The 21,397-nt window shown below is 66.7% G+C and carries 21 protein-coding genes; 2 read left to right on the top strand and 19 right to left on the bottom strand.

The window, feature by feature from the left end; translation table 11 throughout:
- Positions 1–4: 4 nt before the first annotated feature.
- On the bottom strand, positions 5–3,169 hold the full coding sequence (locus CX676_RS03630; protein ID WP_101751401.1) for a Hint domain-containing protein: 3,165 nt from the start codon (positions 3,167–3,169) through the stop codon (positions 5–7).
- A gap of 220 nt (positions 3,170–3,389) precedes the next feature.
- On the opposite strand from CX676_RS03630, the gene CX676_RS03635 reads away from it, so the two are divergent.
- Complete coding sequence (locus CX676_RS03635) at positions 3,390–4,577, top strand: MFS transporter (protein WP_101751402.1); 1,188 nt, start codon at positions 3,390–3,392, stop codon at positions 4,575–4,577.
- Here CX676_RS03635 and CX676_RS03640 read toward each other — a convergent pair.
- Both CX676_RS03640 and CX676_RS03645 read right to left on the bottom strand, forming a co-directional pair.
- A complete protein-coding gene (locus CX676_RS03640; protein ID WP_198590271.1) occupies positions 4,498–5,259 on the bottom strand; it encodes a DUF599 domain-containing protein in 762 nt (253 codons plus the stop codon). The two genes, CX676_RS03635 and CX676_RS03640, sit on opposite strands and share 80 nt — an antisense overlap.
- A 73-nt stretch (positions 5,260–5,332) precedes the next feature.
- Positions 5,333–6,049 carry a hypothetical protein gene (locus tag CX676_RS03645; protein ID WP_157935840.1) on the bottom strand — a complete coding sequence of 239 codons (717 nt, stop codon included), beginning with the start codon at positions 6,047–6,049 and terminating at the stop codon, positions 5,333–5,335.
- A gap of 280 nt (positions 6,050–6,329) precedes the next feature.
- On the opposite strand from CX676_RS03645, the gene CX676_RS03650 reads away from it, so the two are divergent.
- Positions 6,330–6,785: an Hsp20 family protein gene (locus CX676_RS03650; protein ID WP_101751404.1), complete on the top strand. Its 456-nt coding sequence runs from the start codon at positions 6,330–6,332 to the stop codon at positions 6,783–6,785.
- A 97-nt stretch (positions 6,786–6,882) separates the two neighbouring features.
- On the opposite strand, the gene recR is transcribed toward CX676_RS03650, so the two are convergent.
- The 16 genes from recR to CX676_RS03730 all read right to left on the bottom strand — a co-directional run bounded on the left by recR (position 6,883) and on the right by CX676_RS03730 (position 21,317).
- The gene (gene recR / locus CX676_RS03655) at positions 6,883–7,482 is read right to left on the bottom strand and encodes a recombination mediator RecR (protein WP_101751405.1); all 600 of its coding nucleotides are present in this window, start codon (positions 7,480–7,482) and stop codon (positions 6,883–6,885) included.
- Between the two features lie 7 nt (positions 7,483–7,489).
- The gene (locus CX676_RS03660; RefSeq protein WP_101751406.1) at positions 7,490–7,834 is read right to left on the bottom strand and encodes a YbaB/EbfC family nucleoid-associated protein; all 345 of its coding nucleotides are present in this window, start codon (positions 7,832–7,834) and stop codon (positions 7,490–7,492) included.
- Positions 7,835–7,836: 2 nt separating this feature from the next.
- The gene (locus CX676_RS03665) at positions 7,837–9,609 is read right to left on the bottom strand and encodes a DNA polymerase III subunit gamma/tau (RefSeq protein ID WP_101751407.1); all 1,773 of its coding nucleotides are present in this window, start codon (positions 9,607–9,609) and stop codon (positions 7,837–7,839) included.
- Between the two features lie 68 nt (positions 9,610–9,677).
- Complete coding sequence (gene urtE / locus CX676_RS03670; RefSeq protein ID WP_101751408.1) at positions 9,678–10,385, bottom strand: urea ABC transporter ATP-binding subunit UrtE; 708 nt, start codon at positions 10,383–10,385, stop codon at positions 9,678–9,680.
- 2 nt (positions 10,386–10,387) lie between these two features.
- Positions 10,388–11,128 (bottom strand): urea ABC transporter ATP-binding protein UrtD, encoded by a 741-nt coding sequence (gene urtD / locus CX676_RS03675; protein WP_101751409.1) that lies wholly within the window; start codon positions 11,126–11,128, stop codon positions 10,388–10,390.
- Positions 11,125–12,348, bottom strand: coding sequence for an urea ABC transporter permease subunit UrtC (urtC, locus tag CX676_RS03680; RefSeq protein ID WP_101751410.1), 1,224 nt, complete (start codon positions 12,346–12,348; stop codon positions 11,125–11,127). Before urtC ends, urtD begins: the two co-directional genes overlap by 4 nt.
- Positions 12,349–12,351: 3 nt before the next feature.
- The gene (gene urtB / locus CX676_RS03685; RefSeq protein WP_101751411.1) at positions 12,352–14,253 is read right to left on the bottom strand and encodes an urea ABC transporter permease subunit UrtB; all 1,902 of its coding nucleotides are present in this window, start codon (positions 14,251–14,253) and stop codon (positions 12,352–12,354) included.
- Between the two features lie 56 nt (positions 14,254–14,309).
- Entirely contained in the window at positions 14,310–15,578 is a 1,269-nt protein-coding gene (urtA, locus tag CX676_RS03690) for an urea ABC transporter substrate-binding protein (RefSeq protein WP_232816575.1), read from the bottom strand.
- 291 nt (positions 15,579–15,869) lie between these two features.
- Entirely contained in the window at positions 15,870–16,502 is a 633-nt protein-coding gene (gene ureG, locus CX676_RS03695) for an urease accessory protein UreG (protein ID WP_101751413.1), read from the bottom strand.
- Complete coding sequence (locus tag CX676_RS03700; protein WP_101751414.1) at positions 16,499–17,158, bottom strand: urease accessory protein UreF; 660 nt, start codon at positions 17,156–17,158, stop codon at positions 16,499–16,501. Before CX676_RS03700 ends, ureG begins: the two co-directional genes overlap by 4 nt.
- Positions 17,130–17,603, bottom strand: a complete 474-nt coding sequence (locus CX676_RS03705; protein ID WP_101751415.1) for an urease accessory protein UreE — start codon at positions 17,601–17,603, stop codon at positions 17,130–17,132. The genes CX676_RS03700 and CX676_RS03705 overlap by 29 nt, the downstream gene beginning before the upstream one ends.
- Positions 17,604–17,610: 7 nt before the next feature.
- Positions 17,611–19,314: an urease subunit alpha gene (gene ureC / locus CX676_RS03710; protein WP_101751416.1), complete on the bottom strand. Its 1,704-nt coding sequence runs from the start codon at positions 19,312–19,314 to the stop codon at positions 17,611–17,613.
- Positions 19,304–19,621: an urease subunit beta gene (locus CX676_RS03715; RefSeq protein ID WP_101751417.1), complete on the bottom strand. Its 318-nt coding sequence runs from the start codon at positions 19,619–19,621 to the stop codon at positions 19,304–19,306. Before CX676_RS03715 ends, ureC begins: the two co-directional genes overlap by 11 nt.
- A gap of 3 nt (positions 19,622–19,624) precedes the next feature.
- Positions 19,625–20,179 (bottom strand): HupE/UreJ family protein, encoded by a 555-nt coding sequence (locus tag CX676_RS03720; protein ID WP_101751418.1) that lies wholly within the window; start codon positions 20,177–20,179, stop codon positions 19,625–19,627.
- A gap of 22 nt (positions 20,180–20,201) precedes the next feature.
- Positions 20,202–20,504, bottom strand: a complete 303-nt coding sequence (locus CX676_RS03725; protein ID WP_101751419.1) for an urease subunit gamma — start codon at positions 20,502–20,504, stop codon at positions 20,202–20,204.
- 9 nt (positions 20,505–20,513) lie between these two features.
- Positions 20,514–21,317, bottom strand: a complete 804-nt coding sequence (locus CX676_RS03730; protein ID WP_101751420.1) for an urease accessory protein UreD — start codon at positions 21,315–21,317, stop codon at positions 20,514–20,516.
- Between the last annotated feature and the right edge of the window lie 80 nt (positions 21,318–21,397).

Genomic DNA, 21,397 nt, shown 5'->3' on the forward strand with positions numbered 1-21,397 from the left:
GCCGCTATTGCAGCGGCAGGCCGTTCTTCACATGCCGATGCGCCAGCTGCCGGGCCAGCCGGCCCTTGGGCACCGGGCGCGCCATCTGCCGGATGGCATCGGGCGTCGGGTCGGCCAGTTCGGGGAAGATGGCAAGCACCTCGTCCAGCGCCGCGCGGTCCAGCGATTTCAGCGCCTGCGGCCCGGTATGCAGCGATTCCGCCTCAAGTCCGTTGGCATAGACGATCTCGTGCTGGTCGAAGAGGATGTGGAAATACTCCACCTCGTCGAAGTCAGCCAGCGCCTCGACCCCCGGCAGTTCCAGGAGATGCTTGACCGCGACCAGAACCTCGTCCTCGCCGAACATCCGTCGTGCGATGCGCGAGCGCACCAGAACCCGATGCTGCGGCGACAGCGACAGATCGCGCCCGGGCAGGCCCTCGCCGAGCGCGCCAGCACGGATGCGGATCGGGCTGATCGCCAACGTATCCTCGCCGCGGTCATTGGCGAAGACCCGCGAGCCGATCCAGCGGATCGGCTTGAACCCGTTGTCGCGGGTGCGGATCAAGTCGCCGGCTTTCAGCGCCTCGACCGGCTGCGGGCCAGTCAGGGTCTCGATCAGGCTGCCGCGGGTGAAGCATATCGGCAGGTTCTCGATTTCCTGGAAATTCACCGTGTAGGTGTTGGTGCCATCGGTCACCCGGAACGTGCCCTGCCAGGACATGCCCGGACCGGTCGCCTCGTCGACAGTCTTGTTCATCGAGCCAAGAACAAAACTGAGTCCCGGCCCCAGCACGATGGAATCGTAGTCGTCGACATCGCCGGGTGCGGTCGAGCCGGTGCCGCCATTGATGGTAAAGCCGCCCGAGCCGCCATCGACAGTGCTCAGCGTGAAGGTGTCGCGGTCGTCGCCACCCTGCGCCTGATCGCCAAGCCCGGCGGTGATCTGGTCATTGCCACGGCCACCGAACAACTGATCGGCACCGGCACCGCCATCCAGGGTGTCATCACCAGCCTCGCCGACCAACTGGTCCATGTCGCCGCCGCCCAGCAACAGGTCGTTGCCGGCATTGCCGTTGAGCATGTCGAATCCGGCCCCGCCGGTCAGCGTGTCATTGCCGTCATCGCCGTTCAGCTGGTCGTCGCCCGTCCCGCCATCGAGGCTGTCATTGCCGCTGCCGCCAGCCAGGAAGTCGGTGCCGGCGCCGCCGGAGATCTGGTCGTCATCGGCCCCGCCGTCGATGAGGTCGTTGTCGGCCCCGCCATCGAGGGTATCGTTGCCGGCCCCGCCATCGATCGTGTCGTCGCCGGCCCCGCCGTCGACGTAGTCATTGCCGGTACCGCCGGTGATCGAGTCGTTGTCCCCGCCGCCGGCGATGGAATCGTCGCCCGTGCCGCCATCCAGCCGGTCGGCACCGATGCCGCCGTCAAGGGTGTCGTTGCCGCCGCCGCCAAGGACGGTGTCATTGCCGTCGCCGCCAAAGAGCTGGTCATTGGCGTTGTCGTCCGAGGTGACCGTCGGCGTAACGGTTCCGCTTGTCGCGCTCGTCGCGAGGTTCGCGACATCGAAGCCAACGATGTAGTCGTTTCCGGTGCCACCGCGGATCGTGTCCGCCCCATCGCCGCCTTCCAGCGCGTCGTCGTCCCCGTCTCCGGACAGCGAGTCGTTGCCGAGACCTCCGCCCAGGCTATCATTGCCGAGGCCGCCATAGATCGTGTCGTCGCCGGCTTCGTTGTCGGCTGTCACGTAGGAGACGTCGTTGCCATCGCCGCCATAGATCAGGTCATTTCCTGTCTCGCCGGCCAGGGCATCGTCGCCGGCGCCACCCTCGACCGTGTCATTGCCCGAGCCGCCACCGAGAACGTCGTTGCCATCGCCGCCCACGACCGAGTCGGTACCGGCAAAGCCCCAGAGCGTGTCGTTGTCGAGACCGCCATCAAGGGTGTCATTGCCATCGTCGCCATAGAGGATGTCGTTGCCGGTGCCGCCGGTGATCGAGTCGTCATTCGCCCCGCCGCCGATCGTGTCGTTGCCCGTGCCGCCATGAATGGTATCGTTGCCGGCATCAGCCTCGATGGAGTCGTTGCCGTCGTCGCCGAGGATGCTGTCGTTGCCGTCGCCGCCATAGATCAGGTCATTGTCGGCTTCGCCCGAGAGCGTGTCGTTGCCGGTCCCGCCGATGATGGTGTCATTGCCGATGCCGCCGAGGACGGAGTCGTTGCCCGCGCCGCCATCGACACTATCCGCACCATCGCCGGCACGGATCGTGTCATTACCCAACTGGCCGAAGACCCTGTCATCACCGGCGCCGCTGGTGATCGAGTCGTTGTAATTGGCGTCGTATTCGTGGTCGCTGGTGGTGTCGAGGAGGTCCGCGGCGGGGGTCGGAGGAGTAGTGTTCGGGACAATCCGCAACTGCGCGTTGTTCGGCGGTGGTGGCGATGAGATCAGGATCTGAAGCGAGCCCTGCTCGTTGAGGTTGGCTTGCTCGGCATTGCCGCTGCGATTGAAATCGACATCGCATTGCAGGAAGCGATAGGTCAGACCGGTCGCGGGGTCGCGATAGGTGACGATCTGCTCCAGAAGAACCGGATACTCGACACCATTGATGATGACGACCTGGTTGGGTTCGTTGAAGACGTCGTTGTTGCCGCCAAGCCCGTCCGTGCGCAGGAAGGCATCGTCATCCTTGAGGGTGACCATGATCGGCGCGCCGGTAAGGTTGATGCCGTCGTAATGGTGGACATTGCCGGCAGCCGAAGCCTGGAAATTCGTGCCGTACCAATAGGCCTGATAGTCGAACTCTCCGCCGAGGACGGTATCGGCCGGGTTTTTGTCGCCATAGATGATATCGGCGCCGCTGCCCGAGTTGATGGTGTCATGGCCGCTGCCGCCATAGACCGTGTTGTTGCCGTCGCCCGCCAGGATGTTGTCGTTGTTCGAGCCGCCATCGACCGTGTCATTCTCGGCCCCGGCATCGATGGTGTCATTTCCCGCACCACCGCGAATGGAATCCGCACCGGTCCCGCCGATGATGGTATCGGCGCCAGAGCCGCCGTCGATCAGATCATCGCCAGCACGCCCGTCTATGGTGTCATTGCCACCAAGCCCGTTGATCGTGTCAGCAGAATTGCTGTTCGGCGCGGGACCAAGGACATCGGCACCATTGGTTCCTGTAAAAACTGGCATCGCACGTCCATCCCTTACCGCTGACCGACCGCCAGCAGCATATGTCATATCTGACCTTGAACCAATAAATTCCGATAGGAACGATTGCAATTTATCTAAATCGGCAACCCGAGGTCGATCCGACCGCCATGCAGAATCTGCAAACCAGCCTTTCCCTGATAGCGCTCGACATTGCTGCGCTGCAGCATATTTTGCCGGTATACCAGCCAGAGATTCCCCCATGACCACCGAGACCCGCAGCCTGCGTCCCGCGATCCTTGCGCTTGCCCTTGGCGCCTTTGCCATCGGCACCTCTGAATTCGCGGCCATGGGGCTTCTGCCCTATTTCGCCGCCGATCTCGGCCTGACCGAGCCCGAGGCCGGCCATATCATCAGCGCCTATGCGCTTGGTGTGGTGATCGGCGCGCCGCTGACCGCGATTGCCGGGGCAAAGCTGCCGCGCCGGCGCTACCTCGCGGCGCTGATCGGCTTCTATGCGGTGATGAACCTGCTGGCCGCCCTGCTGCCGGGTTTCTCGGCGCTGGCGATCACCCGCTTTCTGGCCGGGGTGCCGCATGGCGGTTTCCTCGGCGTGGCGATGCTTTATGCCGCCGATGCCCTGCCGCGCGAGCAGCGGGCTCGGGGGGCGGCGCAGGTGCTGCTGGGCCTGACCGTCGCCAATATCGTCGGCGTGCCGCTGGCCGGGGTGCTGGGGCAGGAGATCGGCTGGCGCTGGGGCTTTGCGCTTCCGGGCCTGCTGGGGCTGATCTCGGCCTGGGCAATCCTGAAGCTGGCGCCGCGCGTCGGTGGCAACCCGAACGCCCGACCGCTGGACGAACTGGCGGCGCTGCGTAACCCGCGCGTGTTGTGGCTGCTGGCCGTTGGCTCGATCGGCTCGGGCGGGATGTTTGCCGTCTACTCCTTCCTGACCGCCGCGATCATGGCCACCACTGATGCCCCGGCCTGGGCGATCCCGGCGGCGCTGACCATGTTCGGCATCGGCGGCACCATCGGCACCTGGGGCGCCGGTCGGCTGACCGAGATCTGGGGCACGGCGCGGACCGCCTATGCCAGCCTTGCCGCCATGGCGCTGACGCAGTTCTTTGCCGCGCAGGCGGTGGGCAGCTGGCCGTTGATGGTCTTGTCGTCGTTCCTTCTGGCGCTGGCAGCCTGCCTGTTCATCCCGCTGCAGACGCGGCTGATGGACGTGGCCGGGCGGGCGCAGAACATGGCTTCGGCGATGAACCACGCCGCCTTCAACGCCGCCAATGCGCTGGGGCCGCTGCTGGCCGGGATGGCACTCGCCGCCGGCTGGGGCTGGCAATCCTCGGGCTATGTCGGGATGGCGCTTACGGCGCTGGGGGCGGTGATCCTGACGCTTGCACTTTGGCAAGAGCGGGCAGGCGAGGTTCGGGCAAGGACTGCATGATCACCCGGCGCGAGCGGCTGGCAAACTCGCGCCGCCAGGTGATGAAGGTGACGAAGCCCGCCGCCGCCATCAGCGCCCATGGTCCCGCAAGCCAGGTCAGCGCACCGATGGCGTAATAGACGCTCCGCAGCCCGGCATTGAAGCTGCGCGCGGCGGTGATGTTCAGATCGGCCGCCTGATCGGCCCGGGGCAGGGCCGAGGGATCGCCCGGATCGTCGGGGACCGAGGCCATCAGAATGGCGCAATAGCCGAACAGCCGATGCGCCCAGACAAATTTCAGGAAGGCGTTGACCACGAAGGCCATGGGCAAGAGCAGCTTGATCTCCCACAGGATCGAGGCGCCCTGGCCCAGTTCCAGATCCTGCGCCAGACCGCGCAGCTGGTCGGTATTGCCGATCAGTGCCAGCGCGCCGCCGATGCCGATCATGCAGGCCGAGGCGAAGAAGGCGGTACCCTCACGCAGGCTGGTCAGCACATTGCCATCGAAGATGCGCGGATCGCGGCTGACGAAATGGCGCATCCATTCGCGGCGGTAGCGTTTCATCAGTACCGAGACCGAGGGCTTGCCCTGCGGCGGATGCTCGGTGAACCAGCCGATCCCCAGCCAGCCGGCAAAGAGCAGGATCAGCGCGATCAGGTCGGTGCGGCTCATCGCCTGCGTCAGAATGAAATCCAGTCCCATGACCTCGTTCTAGGCATGGTCGCAGGGGTTTGAAAGCCCCTGCGTCTGACCGGCCATGGCCTGTCCGGATGCGTCAGCCGCAGGTATTGCTGCAGGGCACCTGCTCGCGCGAGACGACGATGCCGGTATAGGTATCCAGCGTTTCATGGAAACAAGACCCGCCGATCTGCACGTTTCGCAGCAGCATCCGCTCATCCAGAAAGCGCTGGCAGAGTGTGATGATCTGGTACTGCTGCGCAAGGGTTATCGCGGGCTGATCTTCCGGCACCTGTTCGGCGATGGGACCAAGGGTCATGCGCGGCTCGGTCTGCCGGGCTTCTGCCGTCAGCGAGATGAGCCGCCCCAGCAAAGGCGCCGCCGAGGCCGTGGGCGCCGGCTCGTTCTGGGCCAGCAGGCGCGCGATCTCGATGATCTCGTAAGCCCTCTTGCCGTCCTGCGTCACCAGCCTGATCAGGATGTCGCCGCTGTCGCAGATCAAGCTTTCGACGCTGGAGGTCCCGGCCGGCACCAAGGGGGCGGGCGTGGCGAGGCAGCCGAGGTTGCGGTTGATCCGGCTGGTCCGCGCCAGTGCCTCGGCCATGGTGATCTTGGTCCGGTCGAGGTCGTTATAGAACGCGCGAAGACTGTCGACCCAGTCCGGGACGGCGGTCAGCAACAGCGCGGCGGCGGTGGGATAGAGGAACATCCATTGCCACCAGCGACGCGGTTCGCGATCGGCGGGCGGGTCAACGGGCTTGGCTGGCGGCGCGATCGGGGCAGGGCCGACAGCAGGGGCGGGGTCTTGAGACATGGCAGCACCTATCGGATGTGAAACCGGAAGCTTCAGTTGGATCGGGGCGCTGGAATGACATTATTATATTAATTCCGATTATATTTTAATTCAATATTTCTTTTACAATTCGTGATTGCATTTAAATGCGACCGGATAAACCCGGTGCCACCGCGTCGGTGCTTGAATATCGCCGATGACTGCCTACCTCTCTGCTGTCGGAGGGCAGGATCTGCGCCGGCACCATGCCCGCCCGGAAACGGGGGGTTACAACTTGCATCGCTTTGAAAGGATGTTCCCTATGCGTAACTTCGATCTGACGCCGCTCTACCGCGCCTCGGTTGGTTTCGACCGCCTGGCCGATGTCATGGACCGCACGCTGTCGGCCGACCTGGCCCAGACCAGCTATCCCCCCTACAATATCGAGAAGACCGGCGAGAATGCCTATCGCATCTCCATCGCCGTGGCCGGTTTTGCCGCCGATGACCTGTCGGTCGAAGTCCGCGACGCCGCTGTGATCGTCGCCGCCCGCAAGGCCGAGGAAGACACCAGCCGCACCTTCCTGCATCGCGGCATCGCCACCCGCGCCTTCGAGCGCAAGTTCACCCTGGCCGATCATGTCCGCGTCGAGGGCGCCAGCCATGTCGACGGGATGCTGCATATCGACCTGGTCCGCGAGATCCCCGAGGCGCTGAAGCCCCGCCAGATCGCCATCGAGAAGCTGGACAGCCGCAAGGTGCAAAAGCTCGACGCATAAGCGCAGCTGAAGAGGCTGGGGGCTGTCCGCCCCCAGACCCCCGAGGATATTTGAGCCAAGATGAAAGGGCGTGGCCGCGGGCCGCGCCCTTTTCGCGTCAAAGGCGGCGGCGGGCGCGGAGCGCGGCGGTGATGGTGCCGTCGTCGAGATAGTCGAGCTCGCCCCCGATCGGCACGCCCTGTGCGAGGCCAGTGACGGTGACGCCGGTGCCTTCCAGCGCGTCGGCGATGTAATGGGCGGTGGTCTGGCCGTCGACCGTGGCGTTCAGCGCCAGAATGACTTCGCTGATACGGTCGCGTGCGATGCGGTCGATGAGCGATGGAATACCCAGATCCTCGGGTCCGATCTCGTCCAGCGCCGACAGCGTGCCGCCCAGCACGTGATAGCGGCCCTTGAAGGCATGGCCGCGTTCCAGCGCCCAGAGATCGGCCACGTCCTGCACCACGCAGATCTCGCCGGTGGCGCGGGCCGGGTCGGTGCAGATCGCACAGTCGTCGCGGTCGGTGATATTGCCGCAGGTCAGGCATTCGCGCGAGTTGCTGGCGACGCTGTCCAAGAGCGCCGACAGCTGCGCCATCTGGCCCTGCCGCTTGCGGATCAGGTGCAAGACGATGCGACGGGCCGAGCGCGGCCCGAGGCCGGGCAGCCGGCCCATCAGCGCGATCAGCGCCTGGATGTCGTCGCTGCCCTCGGCCATCTTGGTCCTAGAAGGGCAGCTTCATGTCGGCAGGCAGGCCCAATTCCTGGGTGATGCGCGACATTTCCTGCTGGCTGCGATCCTGCGCCCGGCGCTGCGCATCCTTGATGGCGGCAAGGATCAGGTCCTCGACCAGTTCCTTTTCGGAAGCCACGAAGATCGAGGGATCGATCTCCAGCGCCGTCAGCTCGCCCTTGGCCGTCGCCGTGGCGCGCACCAGCCCGCCGCCGGATTCGCCCTGGACCTTGATGTTGTCCAGATCGTCCTGCAGCCGCTGGACCTTGTCCTGCATGTCCTTGGCCGCCTGCATCATCTTGGCCATGTCGCCCAGACCGCCCAAACCTTTCAGCATCTCTATACCTCGTCCTCGAAGGGATCCCATTCCTCGACCTCGGCAATGACGCCATCGGTCGTCTCATGCGATGTAGCCCCGGCTTCCGCCGTTTCAACCGGGTCCGGGGTCACGATCCGGGTGATCGCGGTGATCCGCGCGGCGGGAAAGGCGCCAAAGACCGCCTGCACCACCGGGTTCTCCATCGCCTCTGCCTGATCGCGCGCCTTTTCGGCCTCGCGGGTCTCGGTGATGGTCGGCGCGCCGCCGTCATTCACCACGCTGACGCCCCAGCGCTGGCCGCCGGTCCAGCCGCGCAGCCGTTCGGCCAGACGCTGTGCCAGGTCGCGGGGGGCATCGCCGCGTGGTTCGAACTCGATCCGGCCGGGGCCATAGCGGACCAGCGCCACGTGATTTTCCACCTGCGTCAACAGGATCATGTCGCGCATCCGCCGGATCAGCTCGATCACCGAGGCGAAATCGGGATAGGCGGCGAAAGCCTCGGGCGCGACCGCGAGAGCGACCGCTTGACCCGAGGGCTGCATGGCGACAGGCGCGGGCCGGGCGCTGGCGCGCGGGGCCTGACCATTGCCGGCACCCGCCCCTTGCATCCGGCCAAACTCGCCCGCCGCCTGCGCCTGCTGCACCTTGCGGATCAGCGCCTCGGGGTCGGGCAGGTCGGCGACATGCGTGAGCCGGATGATCGCCATTTCCGCCGCCATCATCGCGTTCGGAGCGGCGGAGACTTCCTCCAGCGCCTTCAACAGCATCTGCCACAGCCGCGTCAGCACCCGCATCGGCAGGTCCTGCGCCAGTGCCTGACCGCGCCGGCGTTCATCGGGGGCGACGGTCGGGTCTTCGGCCGCCTCGGGGGTGATCTTCACGATCGAGACCCAATGGGTGATCTCGGCTAGGTCGCGCAGCACCGCCACCGGGTCGGCGCCATCGGCATATTGGGCGCCAAGTTCGTTCAGCGCCGCGGCCGCGTCGCCACGCAGGATCATCTCGAACAGGTCGATGACCCGGCCGCGATCGGCGAGACCCAGCATGGCGCGCACCTGTGGCGCCGTCGTCTCGCCCGCACCATGGCTGATCGCCTGATCCAGAAGGCTGGTCGCGTCACGGGCCGAGCCCTCGGCGGCGCGGGTGATCAGCGCCAGCGCGTCATCGGTGATCGAGGCGCCTTCGGCCCCGGCGATCTTCTGCAACAGCGCGATCATCACCTCGGGCTCGATCCGGCGCAGGTCGAAGCGCTGGCAGCGCGACAGCACGGTGACCGGCACCTTGCGGATCTCGGTGGTGGCGAAGATGAATTTCACATGCGGGGGCGGTTCCTCGAGCGTCTTGAGCAGCGCGTTGAATGCGCTGGTCGAGAGCATGTGCACCTCGTCGATGATGTAGATCTTGTAGCGCGCCGAGGCCGCCCGGTAATGCACCGATTCGATGATCTCGCGGATATCGCCGACGCCGGTGCGCGAGGCCGCGTCCATTTCCAGCACGTCGACATGGCGCCCCTCGCTGATCGCCACGCAATGCTCGCATTTCCCGCAAGGCTCGGTCGTCGGGCCGCCGCTGCCGTCCGGGCCGATGCAGTTCATGCCCTTGGCAATGATCCGGGCGGTGGTGGTCTTGCCCGTCCCGCGAATCCCGGTCATCACGAAGGCCTGCGCGATGCGGTCGGCGGCAAAGGCGTTCTTCAGCGTCCTGACCATCGCGTCCTGCCCGACGAGGTCGGCGAAGGTCTCGGGCCGGTATTTCCGTGCCAGCACCTGGTAGTTCTGTTCGCTGTCGCTCATGCCCGCCCCGTTTCTGCCGCGCCACTCTAGCCGGGCGGTGAGGGGGCGGCAACCGCCGGGCGTTGGGCTCAGGCCGCCGCCAGCCCCGACAGGCGTTGATGCAGATCCTCGCGTCTCAGCCCCGCCTTCGGGCCGCCGGCCACGACCGCGCCGCGTTCCATCAGCGCGAAGCGATTGCCGAGATCCCAGGCAAAGTCGAAATACTGTTCGACCAGCACGATCGCCATCTCGCCCTGGTCGCGCAGCGCGGCGATGACCTGGCCGATCTGGGCGATGATATTCGGCTGGATGCCCTCGGTCGGCTCGTCCATCAACAGCACGCGCGGCCGGATCACCAGCGCGCGGGCGATGGCCAATTGCTGCTGCTGGCCGCCCGACAGGTCGCCGCCCCGGCGATGGGCCATCTCGGCCAGGACCGGGAAGCTGTCGAAGATCTCGTCCGGCACCTTGCGCGACCCGCGCGGCAGGCAGCCAAAGCCGGTCTCGAGGTTCTCGCGCACGCTGAGCATCGGGAAGATCGCCCGGCCCTGCGGCACATAGCCGACGCCGCGCCGCGCCATCTCCTGCGCCGAGACCCGGCCCAGCCTTTCGCCCATCAGCCTGAACTCGCCATCCGAGCGCGGATGCCGCCCGGCCAGAAGGTTCATCAGCGAGGTCTTGCCCACGCCGTTATTGCCCATGACGCAGGTGACCTGCCCGGGCTCTGCGGTCAGCGAGACCCCGTGCAGGATCTGCGAGCCACCGTAATGCAGGGTCACGTTTTCGGCTTCGATCATCTTCAGCGCCCCAGATAAACCTCGATCACCTCGGGATTGGCGGACACATGGTCCAGCGATCCCTCGGCCAGAACCGCGCCCTGATGCAGCACGGTCACCTTGCAATTCAGCCGCCGCACGAAGTCCATGTCATGCTCGACCACCACCACGGCGCGGGTCTCGGCCAGTCGGCGCAGCAGGGTCGTCGTCTGCTCGCGTTCCGCCAGTGTCATCCCCGCCGCCGGTTCATCGACCAGCAGCAGGCGCGGCTCTTGCGCCAAGAGCATCCCGATCTCCAGCCATTGCTTCTGACCGTGGCTCAACTCGCCCGCCTTGTGATCCAGCCGCTGCACCAGTCCGACCTCGCCGGCCAGTTCCGCCACCCGCGCGGCGCTGTCCTTGGACGGTTTCCAGCGCATCACCCGGAACGGCCCGCGCGGGGCCTTCAGCGCCATGGTCAGGTTCTCGGCCGCCGTCTGGTCCTCGAAGACTGTCGGGCGCTGGAACTTGCGGCCGATGCCGGCACGGGCGATCTGTGCCTCGCTGAGCTTCAAGAGCGATTGCGACCGCTCGCCCCACAACACCTGCCCGCTATCGGGGCGGGTCTTGCCGGTCACGATGTCCATGAAGGTGGTCTTGCCGGCGCCGTTCGGGCCAATCACCGCCCTGAGCTCGACCGCGCCGATGTTGAACGACAGGTTGTTGATCGCCCGGAACCCGTCGAAGGTCTTGGAGATGCCGTTCACTTCCAGAAGCGCGGTCATGCCTCGGCCTCCTTCTCCCTGAGGGCGCCGAGATCCGGACCAAGGTCGCGCCCGCGCCGGTTCGGCACGCGGAAGCCCTTCACCGCATCGATGATCGAGGACAGCCCGCGCGGCGCGAACAGGGTGACGCAGACGAAGGCCAGCCCCAAGAGCACCTGCCACCAGTCGACCCATTTCACGGTATAGAGGCCGAGGTTCAGGTCGGGCGCCCGCCCGCCGGTGAACCAGCTCGACAGCAACGAGACGACCACCGCGCCGATCACCGCGCCATAGAGCCGCCCGCGCCCGCCGATCGCCACCCAGACCGCCAGATAGATCGAGGCGATGGGCGCCAGTTCCGCCGGGTTGATGATCCCGGCTTGCGGGTAATAGAACGCGCCGGCAATGGCGCAGATCATCGCCGTCAGCGTGAAGACGGTCAGCTTGTAGCCCTCGACCGAGTAACCAAGGAAGCGGACGCGGCTTTCATCGTCGCGGATGGCGCGGATGACGCTGCCGAATTTCCCCGAAACCAGCCAAGCGGCCAGCAGATAGGCCAGCGCAAGTGCAAGCGCCGAGGCCCAAAGAAACCAGACCGACAGGTCGGATTGCGGCACATGCGCGAGGCCGGGGATGTTCTGCAGCCCCGACAGCCCGTTATTGCCGCGAAAGCCGCTGTCATTCTGGTAAAGCCACAGCGCCAAGGCCAGCGTCATCGCCTGCGTCAGGATCGACAGGTAAACCCCGTTCACCCGCGAGCGGAAGGCCAGCCAGCCGAAGAGGAAGGCGAACAGCCCCGGCACCGCGAGGACTAGCAGCAGTTGCACCGGCAGGTTTCCGGCAAAGCTCCATGTCAGCGGCAGGTCGGCCGATCCGACGACGCCAAAGATCTGCCCGGCAATGCCGTCACGGATCTCGGTGGATGTGGGCGGGATCGGGGCATTGGCCAGCGTCGCCGCGACGATCTCGCCGGTGCGGGCATACATCAGCCATTGCCCGATCATGTAGCCGCCAAGGGCGAAGAAGGCCATGTGCCCCAAGGACAGGATGCCGGCATAGCCCCAGACCAGATCCATCGCCAATGCCGCGAGCGCGAGGCACAGGGTCTTGCCAAGGGTCTTGACCATCGAGGTCGGGACCGCGCCCGAGCCGTAAGCCTCGGACATCAGGGTGACGGTCAGGGTAAAGACCGCCAGCACGGCGAGGAAGATCAGCACGGAAGGGTTCTTGCGGATGAACATGTCTCAGGCCTCTGCCGCGCGGCCCTTTTGCGGCATGATGCCGCGCGGCCGGAACTGGATGAAGATGATGATGAAGAGGATCATCCAGGTCTGCGCCGCCAGCGTATTGCCGGGGTTCAGCACCTCGATGCCCTTCTGCAGCCCGCCGATCAGCGCGGCGCCCGCCAGCGTGCCCCAGATATTGCCGACGCCGCCGACCACGACGGTCATGAAGCTTTGCACGATATAATCGCTGCCCAGTTCGGAGGTGACCTTGGCGAAGAGCCCGATGGCCACCCCGGCGATGCCGGCAATGCCCGAGCCGAGGCCGAAGGTCATCATGGCGATGCGGTCAGGGTTGATGCCCATGCTGGCCGCCATGCCCGGGTTCTGCGTCACTGCCCGCACCTGCACCCCCAACCGAGTGCGCTTCATGATGAGAAGGAAGAGACCGAGGAATAGAAGTGCAAGGACGAAGATCGCCACCCGGATCGAACTGATCGAGACGGTCTCGCCAAAACTGATCGAGCCCTCCAGCCAGGCCGGCGCGGTCAGCGGGCGGGCTTGGGTGCCAAAAATATTCTTGGCGATCTGCTGCAGCGCGATCGAGACCCCGAAAGTCGCCAGCAGTGTTTCCAGCGGCCGTTTCGCCAGATGGCGGATGACCAGCCGGTAAAGCAGCACACCCGCGAGGAAGGTGACGGCGAAGGCGGCGGGCAAGGCCACGACCAGCGAGAGGGTGCGGTCGGCGATGACCGTCTGCACAACGTAGCCGGTATAGGCGCCCATCATGATGAACTCGCCATGCGCCATGTTGATGACGCCCATGACCCCGAAGGTGATGGCAAGGCCGATCGCGGCGAGGAAATAGATCGAGGCGAGCGACAGCGCATCCAGCGTCAGATCGGCGGCCTGCGCCATGCCCTCGCGCGTCTGCATCCCGCGCAGCGCGGCGCGGGCGGCGCTGGTGATCTGGGCATTCGGCTCGGCATAGAGATCGGCGAAACGATGGCTGTCCAGCGCCTCCGTGACGTCCTCGGCGGTGGCGATGGCGGCAACCGTGCCGGCGGCGGCCAGCGCGGCATAGGCGTCATCGCGGCGCGCGGGATCGGACAGCTCTGCCACCGGCACGCCGCCAACCTGACCATCGGCCAGATGGGCGGCCAGCACCGCCTTGACTTCGGCATCACCGGGACGCGGTGGCGCCAGTCCGGCATCGACCAGCAGCGCATAGGCCTCGGCGCGGGGCAGGGCCTCGCTGCCGGGCGACAGCTCTGCTGCGATATTAGCCTCCTCGGGCAGCGAGGCCGCCGCCACCCGGCGGGTTGCCAGCAGCGGGTTCAGCACCGCCTGAAAATCGGCGCTGGTTTCCGAGCCGAAACTCTCGATGGCCGCAAGCCGCGCCTCTGGGTTCTCGTCGTGACCGATGATCAGCAGCCGGGTCAGCCGGTCTCGCCGTGCGGCCAGTGCCGGGTCGGTCTCGGGCGCGGCCTCGCGCAGCGCCTGCAACTGGCTGGCGTCGGGCTGGCGGGCAATCGCCTCCAGCGCGGCGCGCCGGCGCGCTGGGTCGGGATCGGTCAGCTGGAACTGCACCAGCGCCGCCGAGATCAGCCCGCGCACGCCGGAATTGGGTTTCAGCACTTTCGCCTCGCCCGGAACCGTCGCGCCGGTCACGGCATCCTTTGCCGCCTCGCCGTCCACAATGACGAAGCGATCACCCGCGAGACCAAGCCGCCGGTCGGCCCAGGCTTCCAGCACCGGGCCAGCCTCGGGACCGGCGGCGGCCAGCGCTTCGATCACCGGGCCGATGGTCTGGCGCGAGGGTTTGGCGATCTGGTCGCGATGGGTCGTGAGCACCGTTGCCAGATCCTGCGCGAAGGCCGGGGCGGCAAAGAGCAGCAGCAGGGAGAGGAGAAGATGACGCATGGGGTTCCGTCCGCAAATGGTCGGGCGCGGCAGCGTTCAGCCGCGCCCCGTTGCCGTCAGTAGTTCGACTGAACCTGCACGCAGCTGTTCGTCTGCGTGTTCCACATGCCGCAGTCCTTGCCCGGCCAGTCGGCATCCAGCACCGCGCTCTCCGGCAGGAAGTCGGTCCAGGCATCGCCCGCCACCGGCTCGGTTTCGCTGACGATGTCGAACTGGCCATCGGCGCGGATCTCGCCGATTAGGACCGGCTTGGTCAGGTGGTGGTTCGGCAGCACTTCAGCGGTCGAGCCGGTCAGGTTCGGCACCTCGACGCCGACGATGGCCTCCAGCACGGCATCGGTCTCGGTCGAGCCGGCCTTCTCCACCGCCGCGACCCAGGCGTTGAAGCCGATCATCGTGGCCTCCATCGGGTCGTTGGTGACGCGGTCCTCGCCCATCTTTGCCTTCCACTCGGCGATGAAGGCGGCATTGGCATCGCTCTCGGCGGTTTCGAAATAGTTCCAGGCCGCCAGGTGGCCGACAAGGTTCGCGGTATCGAGACCCGACAGTTCCTCCTCGCCGACCGAGAAGGCCATGACCGGGATATCGTCGGCAGAAACCCCGGCCGCCGCCAACTCCTTGTAGAAGCCGACATTGGCATCGCCGTTGATGGTCGAGACCACGCCGACCTTCTTGCCATCCTTGCCAAGCGCCACCACGTCGGCGACGATCTTGGACCAGTCGGAATGGCCGAAGGGGGTGTAGTTGACGAAGATATCCTCGGACGCCACGCCCTTGCCCTTCAGATAGCTTTCAAGGATCGTGTTCGTGGTGCGCGGGTAGACGTAATCGGTGCCCAGAAGCGCCCATTTCTCGACGCCCAACTCGTCGGTCATGTAGTCCACCGCCGGGATCGCCTGCTGGTTCGGCGCGGCGCCGGTATAGATCACGTTCTTGCTGCTTTCCTCGCCCTCGTATTGCACCGGGTAGAAGAGTAGCCCGTTCAACTCCTCGATCACCGGCAGAACCGACTTGCGGCTGACCGAGGTCCAGCAACCGAAGATCGCATCAACCCCCTGGTCCGAGATCAGCTCGCGCGCCTTTTCCGCGAACAGCGGCCAGTCCGAGGCCGGATCGACCACCACCGCCTCGATCTGCTTGCCCAGAAGCCCGCCCTTGGCGTTCTGCTGCTCGACCATCATCAGGACCGTGTCCTTCAGCGTGGTCTCGGAAATGGCCATCGTTCCCGACAGCGAATGCAGCACGCCGATCTTGATCGTGTCATCCTGAGCCCATGCCGCCCCGGCAAGAGCCATCATCGCGCAGCCGCCCAGCAGGCCCGTCATCACTCGCGTCATTCTTCGTCCCCAGATTATTGGCCGCAGACATCCCGCCGCTTTCCCCTGCCGGGGCGCGGTGATAGTGTGACGCGGCAACTTTGTTGCACCCGTGCGGCGGTGTCGTTTCCAGGCGCTCGCCGCCGCACACTTCCGGTCGCTTCCGACCTTTCGCATCTGCAGAAAAACCGCTGGCTCGACCAAGGGCAACGACTTGCTGCGGCTTTTCATCGCCCTGCCGGCTGCTGCCGCATTTTGCGCCACGGCAACCCGGCGCTGGTCAAGAAGCAGGCAGCCCGCCTATCCGCGCGGCTTCAGCCCCCCCTCGCGGATCAGGAAATCGGCAATCGCCTCAACCCCCTGATCGTGGCGCAGCGAGGCCATCACCACCGGCCGCCCCGCGCGAGAGGTCCGCGCGTCGTGCTCCAGCAGATCGGTATCGACGCCCACATAGGGGCCAAGATCGGTCTTGTTCACCACCAGCAGGTCCGAGCGCGCCAGCCCCGGACCCTTCTTGCGCGGAATGTCCTGACCTGCCGCCGTGTCGATGACATAGATGGTCAGGTCGGCCAGTTCCGGCGAGAAGGTTGCGGCCAGGTTGTCGCCGCCGGATTCGATCAGCACCAGATCGAGATCGGGAAAGGCGGCGTTCAGATCGGCGATGGCGGCCAGGTTGATGCTCGCGTCCTCGCGGATGGCGGTATGGGGGCAACCGCCGGTCTCGACACCGCGAATGCGCTCGACCGGCAGTACCTGCGCCCGCATCAGCGCCTCGGCATCCTCGCGGGTGTAGATGTCGTTGGTGACCACCGCCATCGACAGGCGCGGGGCGAGGGTGCGGGCCAGTTTCTCGGTCAGCGTGGTCTTGCCCGCGCCGACCGGGCCGCCGATGCCGACGCGAAGGGGTCCTGTTCCTGAAGAGGGGGGGCTCATGTCCTGAATATCCTTGTTTCCATGCATTCGTGCCGGGCCGAGGCGATCTCGGCACCGATGGCGCAGCCACCCAGATCGGCCTCGCTTGCGGTTTCGGCGCGCACCGCCAGTTGCAGGATCAGCGGCGAAAGCCCGGCGAGAATTCTTTGGCCCTCGGTCTGCCCCAGTGGCTGGAACCGCACCGCCGCCTGCACCAGCGCCAGTGCCAGACCCTGCAGGTAGAGCGCGATGATGTCGGTACGCGGCAGCCCCAGCCCGGCACAGGCCCGCCCGACCGCGACCGGCAGGGCCGTGGGGGTTTCCGGCGTTCCGGTCAGCACAGCCGCCACCCGCGCAAACGCCGCGCCCTGTTCCAGCGTTTCGGTCAACCGCTCCGAGGTCAGGCACAGCGCCCGCGCCAGATCGTCCAGCGCCGCGTGGTCCGCCTCCGGCCGCAGCGACAAGGACAGGATCACCGCATCCGACCAGCCCGAGCCATGCTCGAGCACATCCCCGATCCAGCGGGTCAGCGACGCGCCATCCCTGACTGCGCCGCAGTCCATCGCCCATTCCAGCCCCTGCGCATAGGCGAAGGCGCCGGTCGGAAAGGCCGGGGAGAGAAGCTGAACCGCAAGCAGCCTGCCGGTTTCAGTGGGAATGGCCGAAGGTCCGTCCATGACCGTAAGCGCCTCCCTCGGGCCGGAACGGGGCGAAGCTGCGGGTGATCCGTGCGCCCAGTTGCGCCAGCATCGCCTCGAGCACTGGATCGGCCCGGATGACCAGGTGGTCGCCATGCAACTCGCAGGGGCAATGGCGGTTGCCGATATGCCAGGCGAGGCGCGGCAGGTCGCCCTCGATCACCAGCACCTGCTCGCGCGCCTCGATCACCTCGACCGCGCGGCCATCGGCCAGCGCAAAGGCGGCGCCGTCGGGCAGGCTGACCGCCTGCGGCAGATCGACGAGGAAGCCCGCGCCCGCATCCGTCACCAGCCGCTTGCGCCTCAGGCAGCGGCCCTCGTAATCCAGCACCACCCGGCCCGCCACGGCCCGGCCATGGCCGGATTCGAGCACCGCGCCCGCCACGCCCAGATCTTCGGGTTTCTCTTTCGTCAAAACATCCATGCCGACCTCAGAACAGGAAATAGCGTTGCGCCAGCGGCAATTCCGCCGCCGCCTCGACCGTCAGCAGCACGCCATCGGCCCTGACCTCATAGGTTTCGGGATCAACCTCGATCAGCGGCGTCGCATCGTTCAGCCGCATGTCGGGTTTGCCGATGCCGCGCGTCCCCTCGACCGCGATCATCGCCTTGCCAAGGCCCTCGCCGCAGCCCCGCTCAAGCCCGGCCTTCGAGACGAAACTGACCGAAGCTGACTGGCAGGCGCGGCCAAGCGCGCCGAACATCGGGCGGGACTGCATCGGCTGCGGCGTCGGGATCGAGGCGTTCGGGTCGCCCATCTGCGCCATGACGATCTGCCCGCCGATCAGCGACATCTCGGGCTTGGCGCCGAAGAAGGCCGGGTGCCAGATGACCAGATCGGCGCGTTTTCCAACCTCGACGCTGCCGACATGGGTCGAAATGCCGTGCGCCATGGCCGGGTTGATGGTGTATTTCGCCACATAGCGCCGAGCGCGCAGGTTGTCGTTCGCGCCGGCCTCGCCCTCCAGCCGACCGCGCTGGACCTTCATCTTGTGGGCGGTCTGCCAGGTCCGCGTCACCACCTCGCCCACGCGCCCCATCGCCTGACTGTCGGACGAGATGATCGAGAAGGCCCCCAGATCATGCAGGATATCCTCGGCGGCGATGGTCTCGCGCCGGATGCGGCTTTCGGCAAAGGCCACATCCTCGGGGATCGAGCGGTCGAGGTGGTGGCAGACCATCAGCATGTCGAGATGCTCTTCGATGGTGTTGCGCGTATAGGGTCGGGTCGGGTTGGTCGATGACGGGATGACGTTCTGCGAGCCCACCACCCGGATGATGTCGGGGGCATGGCCGCCGCCCGCGCCCTCGGTGTGATAGGCGTGGATGGTGCGTCCGCCGATGGCCTTCAGCGTGTTCTCGACAAAGCCCGACTCGTTCAGCGTGTCGGTATGGATCATCACCTGCACATCCATCCGCTCGGCCACCGACAGGCAGCAGTCGATGGCGGCGGGGGTAGTGCCCCAGTCCTCGTGCAGCTTCATGGCGCAGACCCCGGCGCGCACCTGTTCCTCCAGCGCCTCGGGTCGCGAGGCATTGCCCTTGCCGGCCAGCCCGATGTTCATGGGCAGGCTGTCGGCCGCCTCGAGCATCCGGCGGATATGCCAGGGCCCCGGCGTGCAGGTGGTCGCCAGCGTCCCATGCGCCGGGCCGGTGCCGCCGCCGATCATCGTGGTGATTCCGGAATGCAGCGCGTCCTCGACCTGCTGGGGGCAGATGAAATGGATGTGGCAGTCGATCCCGCCCGCGGTGACGATGCGCCCCTCGGCGGCGATGATCTCGGTGCCGGGGCCGATGATCAGGGTGACGCCGGGCTGGGTGTCGGGATTGCCGGCCTTGCCGATGCCCGCGATCATCCCGGCGCGAAGGCCGATATCGGCCTTGTAGATGCCCGTGTGGTCAAGGATCAGCGCATTGGTGATGACGGTGTCCATCGCCCCATTGGCGCGGCTGATCTGGCTTTGGCCCATGCCGTCGCGGATCACCTTGCCGCCGCCGAACTTCACCTCTTCGCCATAGATGGTCAGGTCGCGCTCGACCTCGATCACCAGATCGGTATCGCCAAGCCGCACCCGGTCGCCCGTGGTCGGCCCGAACATGTCGGCATAGGCCGCGCGCGAGATCTCAACCGGCATCGTCCAGCGCCCCCATGACTTGCGCATTGAAGCCCCAGACCGCCCGCGCCCCGGCATAGGGGATCAGCCGCACCTCGCGGCGCTGACCGGGTTCAAAGCGGATGGCGGTGCCGGCGGCGATGTCGAGGCGCATCCCCCGCGCCGACACCCGGTCGAAGTCAAGCCCGGCATTGGTTTCGGCGAAATGGTAATGGCTGCCCACCTGCACCGGCCGGTCGCCGGTATTGGCGACCATCAGCGTGATCGCGGGCCGGTTGGCGTTCAGGGTCAGGTTCCCCTCTGCGGGGATGATCTCTCCGGGGATCATGGCTCAGCCCGCCAGACCGAGGGCAAGGCCGCCAAGCGCGGTGCCCGCGCCCAGAACCCGCAGGCTGAGGCTGGGGATCACCCTGCCCGCCGCGATGCCCACGATATGCAGCGCCATGGTGGCGGCGGCAAAGCCCAGGGCATAGATCGCCAGCCCGCTCGTCGGTCCCTCGGCCCCATGCGCCCAGCCATGGGCAAAACCAAAGACCGCGGCCATCGCCGCCATCGCGGTGAGGGGCAGGCGCAGGGCAAAACCCACCAGCGCGCCCAGAATGATGACCGAGGCGAGGATCACCGGCTCGACCGCCGGAAAGCCGATGCCCGCCGCGCCCGCGACGCCGCCGGCCAACATCGCGCCGACGAAGGTGACGGGCAGCAGCCACAGCGCCCGACCGCCCGCCTGCGCCGCCAGAAGGCCAAGCGCCAGCATGGCCAGCAGGTGATCGGCGCCGCCAAGGGGATGGGCGAAGCCGGTGGCAAGGCTGCCGGTCTCGTGACCCGCATGGGCCAGCGCCATGCCGGGGGTCAGGGTCAGCAGCAGGGGAAGAAGGCGTTTCATGATCGCTCCTGTCAAAATCGGTTCAGCGAATGGGATGATGCACGGTCACCAGCTTGGTGCCATCGGGAAAGGTGGCCTCGACCTGCACGGTCTCGATCATCGCGGGGATGCCCGCCATGCACTCCTCGGCCCGGATCACCTGCGCGCCGGCGGCCATCAGGTCGGCAACGCTGCGGCCATCGCGCGCGCCCTCGACGACGAAATCGGTGATCAGCGCGATGGCCTCGGGGTGGTTCAGCTTGACCCCGCGCGCCAGCCGCCCGCGCGCCACCATGGCGGCGAGGCTGATGAGCAGCTTGTCCTTTTCCCGTGGCGTCAGGTTCATCGGTGTCTCCTAATTCTGCCAGACCCGGGGCAGTGCACCCGGCCGCAATGTCTCGATCAGGCGGATCATCTGTCGGCGCAGCGGCCAGGCGTCCGGGGCAAGGGCGCGCAGCACCAGCCGACCGGGCAGGGCGGAGGCGGCGGCGGTGACGCCCGGTTCATCCAGTTGGGCGCGCAGGGCCGGTAGGGCATCGGCAGCATCGGGGGCGATGAGCAGCAGCACCGCCATCGCCCGCATGCCGTTCAGAAGCGCGGGGTTCCCGGCGCGGGTCAGCGCGTCATCATTGAGTCGGAACGGATCCAGAAGCACCAGCCGCCCCTCGCGGCGGATCACCCGCCGGTCGCTGAAGCGCAACTGCCCGACCTCTTCACCCATCGCCGCGCGGCCCAGCACCACGGTCTCGATGCCCAGAAACCGCGCTTCCGCGCCCAACTCCACCCGCGCCTCACGCGCCAGCCCGGCGCCATTGAAGAGGATCGTCTCCTGCGGCAGCCAGTCCAGCGATGCGCCCGGTCCCAGCACCAGGTCAACCCGCGCCTCGGCCACCGGCCCATCGGCGCGATAGGCCCGTTCCGCCGTCTGGGTGGTCGCCACCGCCCGCGTTCCCGCGCCAAGTTCCACCCGATAGGCCAGCCGGTCGCCCGAGGTCAGCCCGCCCGAGGTGTTCAGGAACACGATCTCGGGCCGGTCGCCATGCGTGCGCGGCAGCATTGCCTTGGCCGAGCCGGTCTGGCTCAGGTCACGCAGGCGGCCCCGGTCCAGATGGACGAGGGCGGAACCATGGCTGCGTTGAAGGACGGGTGCATCGAACATGCCCGAAGGCTAGGCTCGGGGCGGGGGCGCCCAAAAGGGGCGCCCGGCCCGCGCCGAAGCTCTGTTCACCAAATCGGGCC

This window comes from Paracoccus zhejiangensis, from assembly GCF_002847445.1.
Taxonomy (GTDB): domain Bacteria; phylum Pseudomonadota; class Alphaproteobacteria; order Rhodobacterales; family Rhodobacteraceae; genus Paracoccus; species Paracoccus zhejiangensis.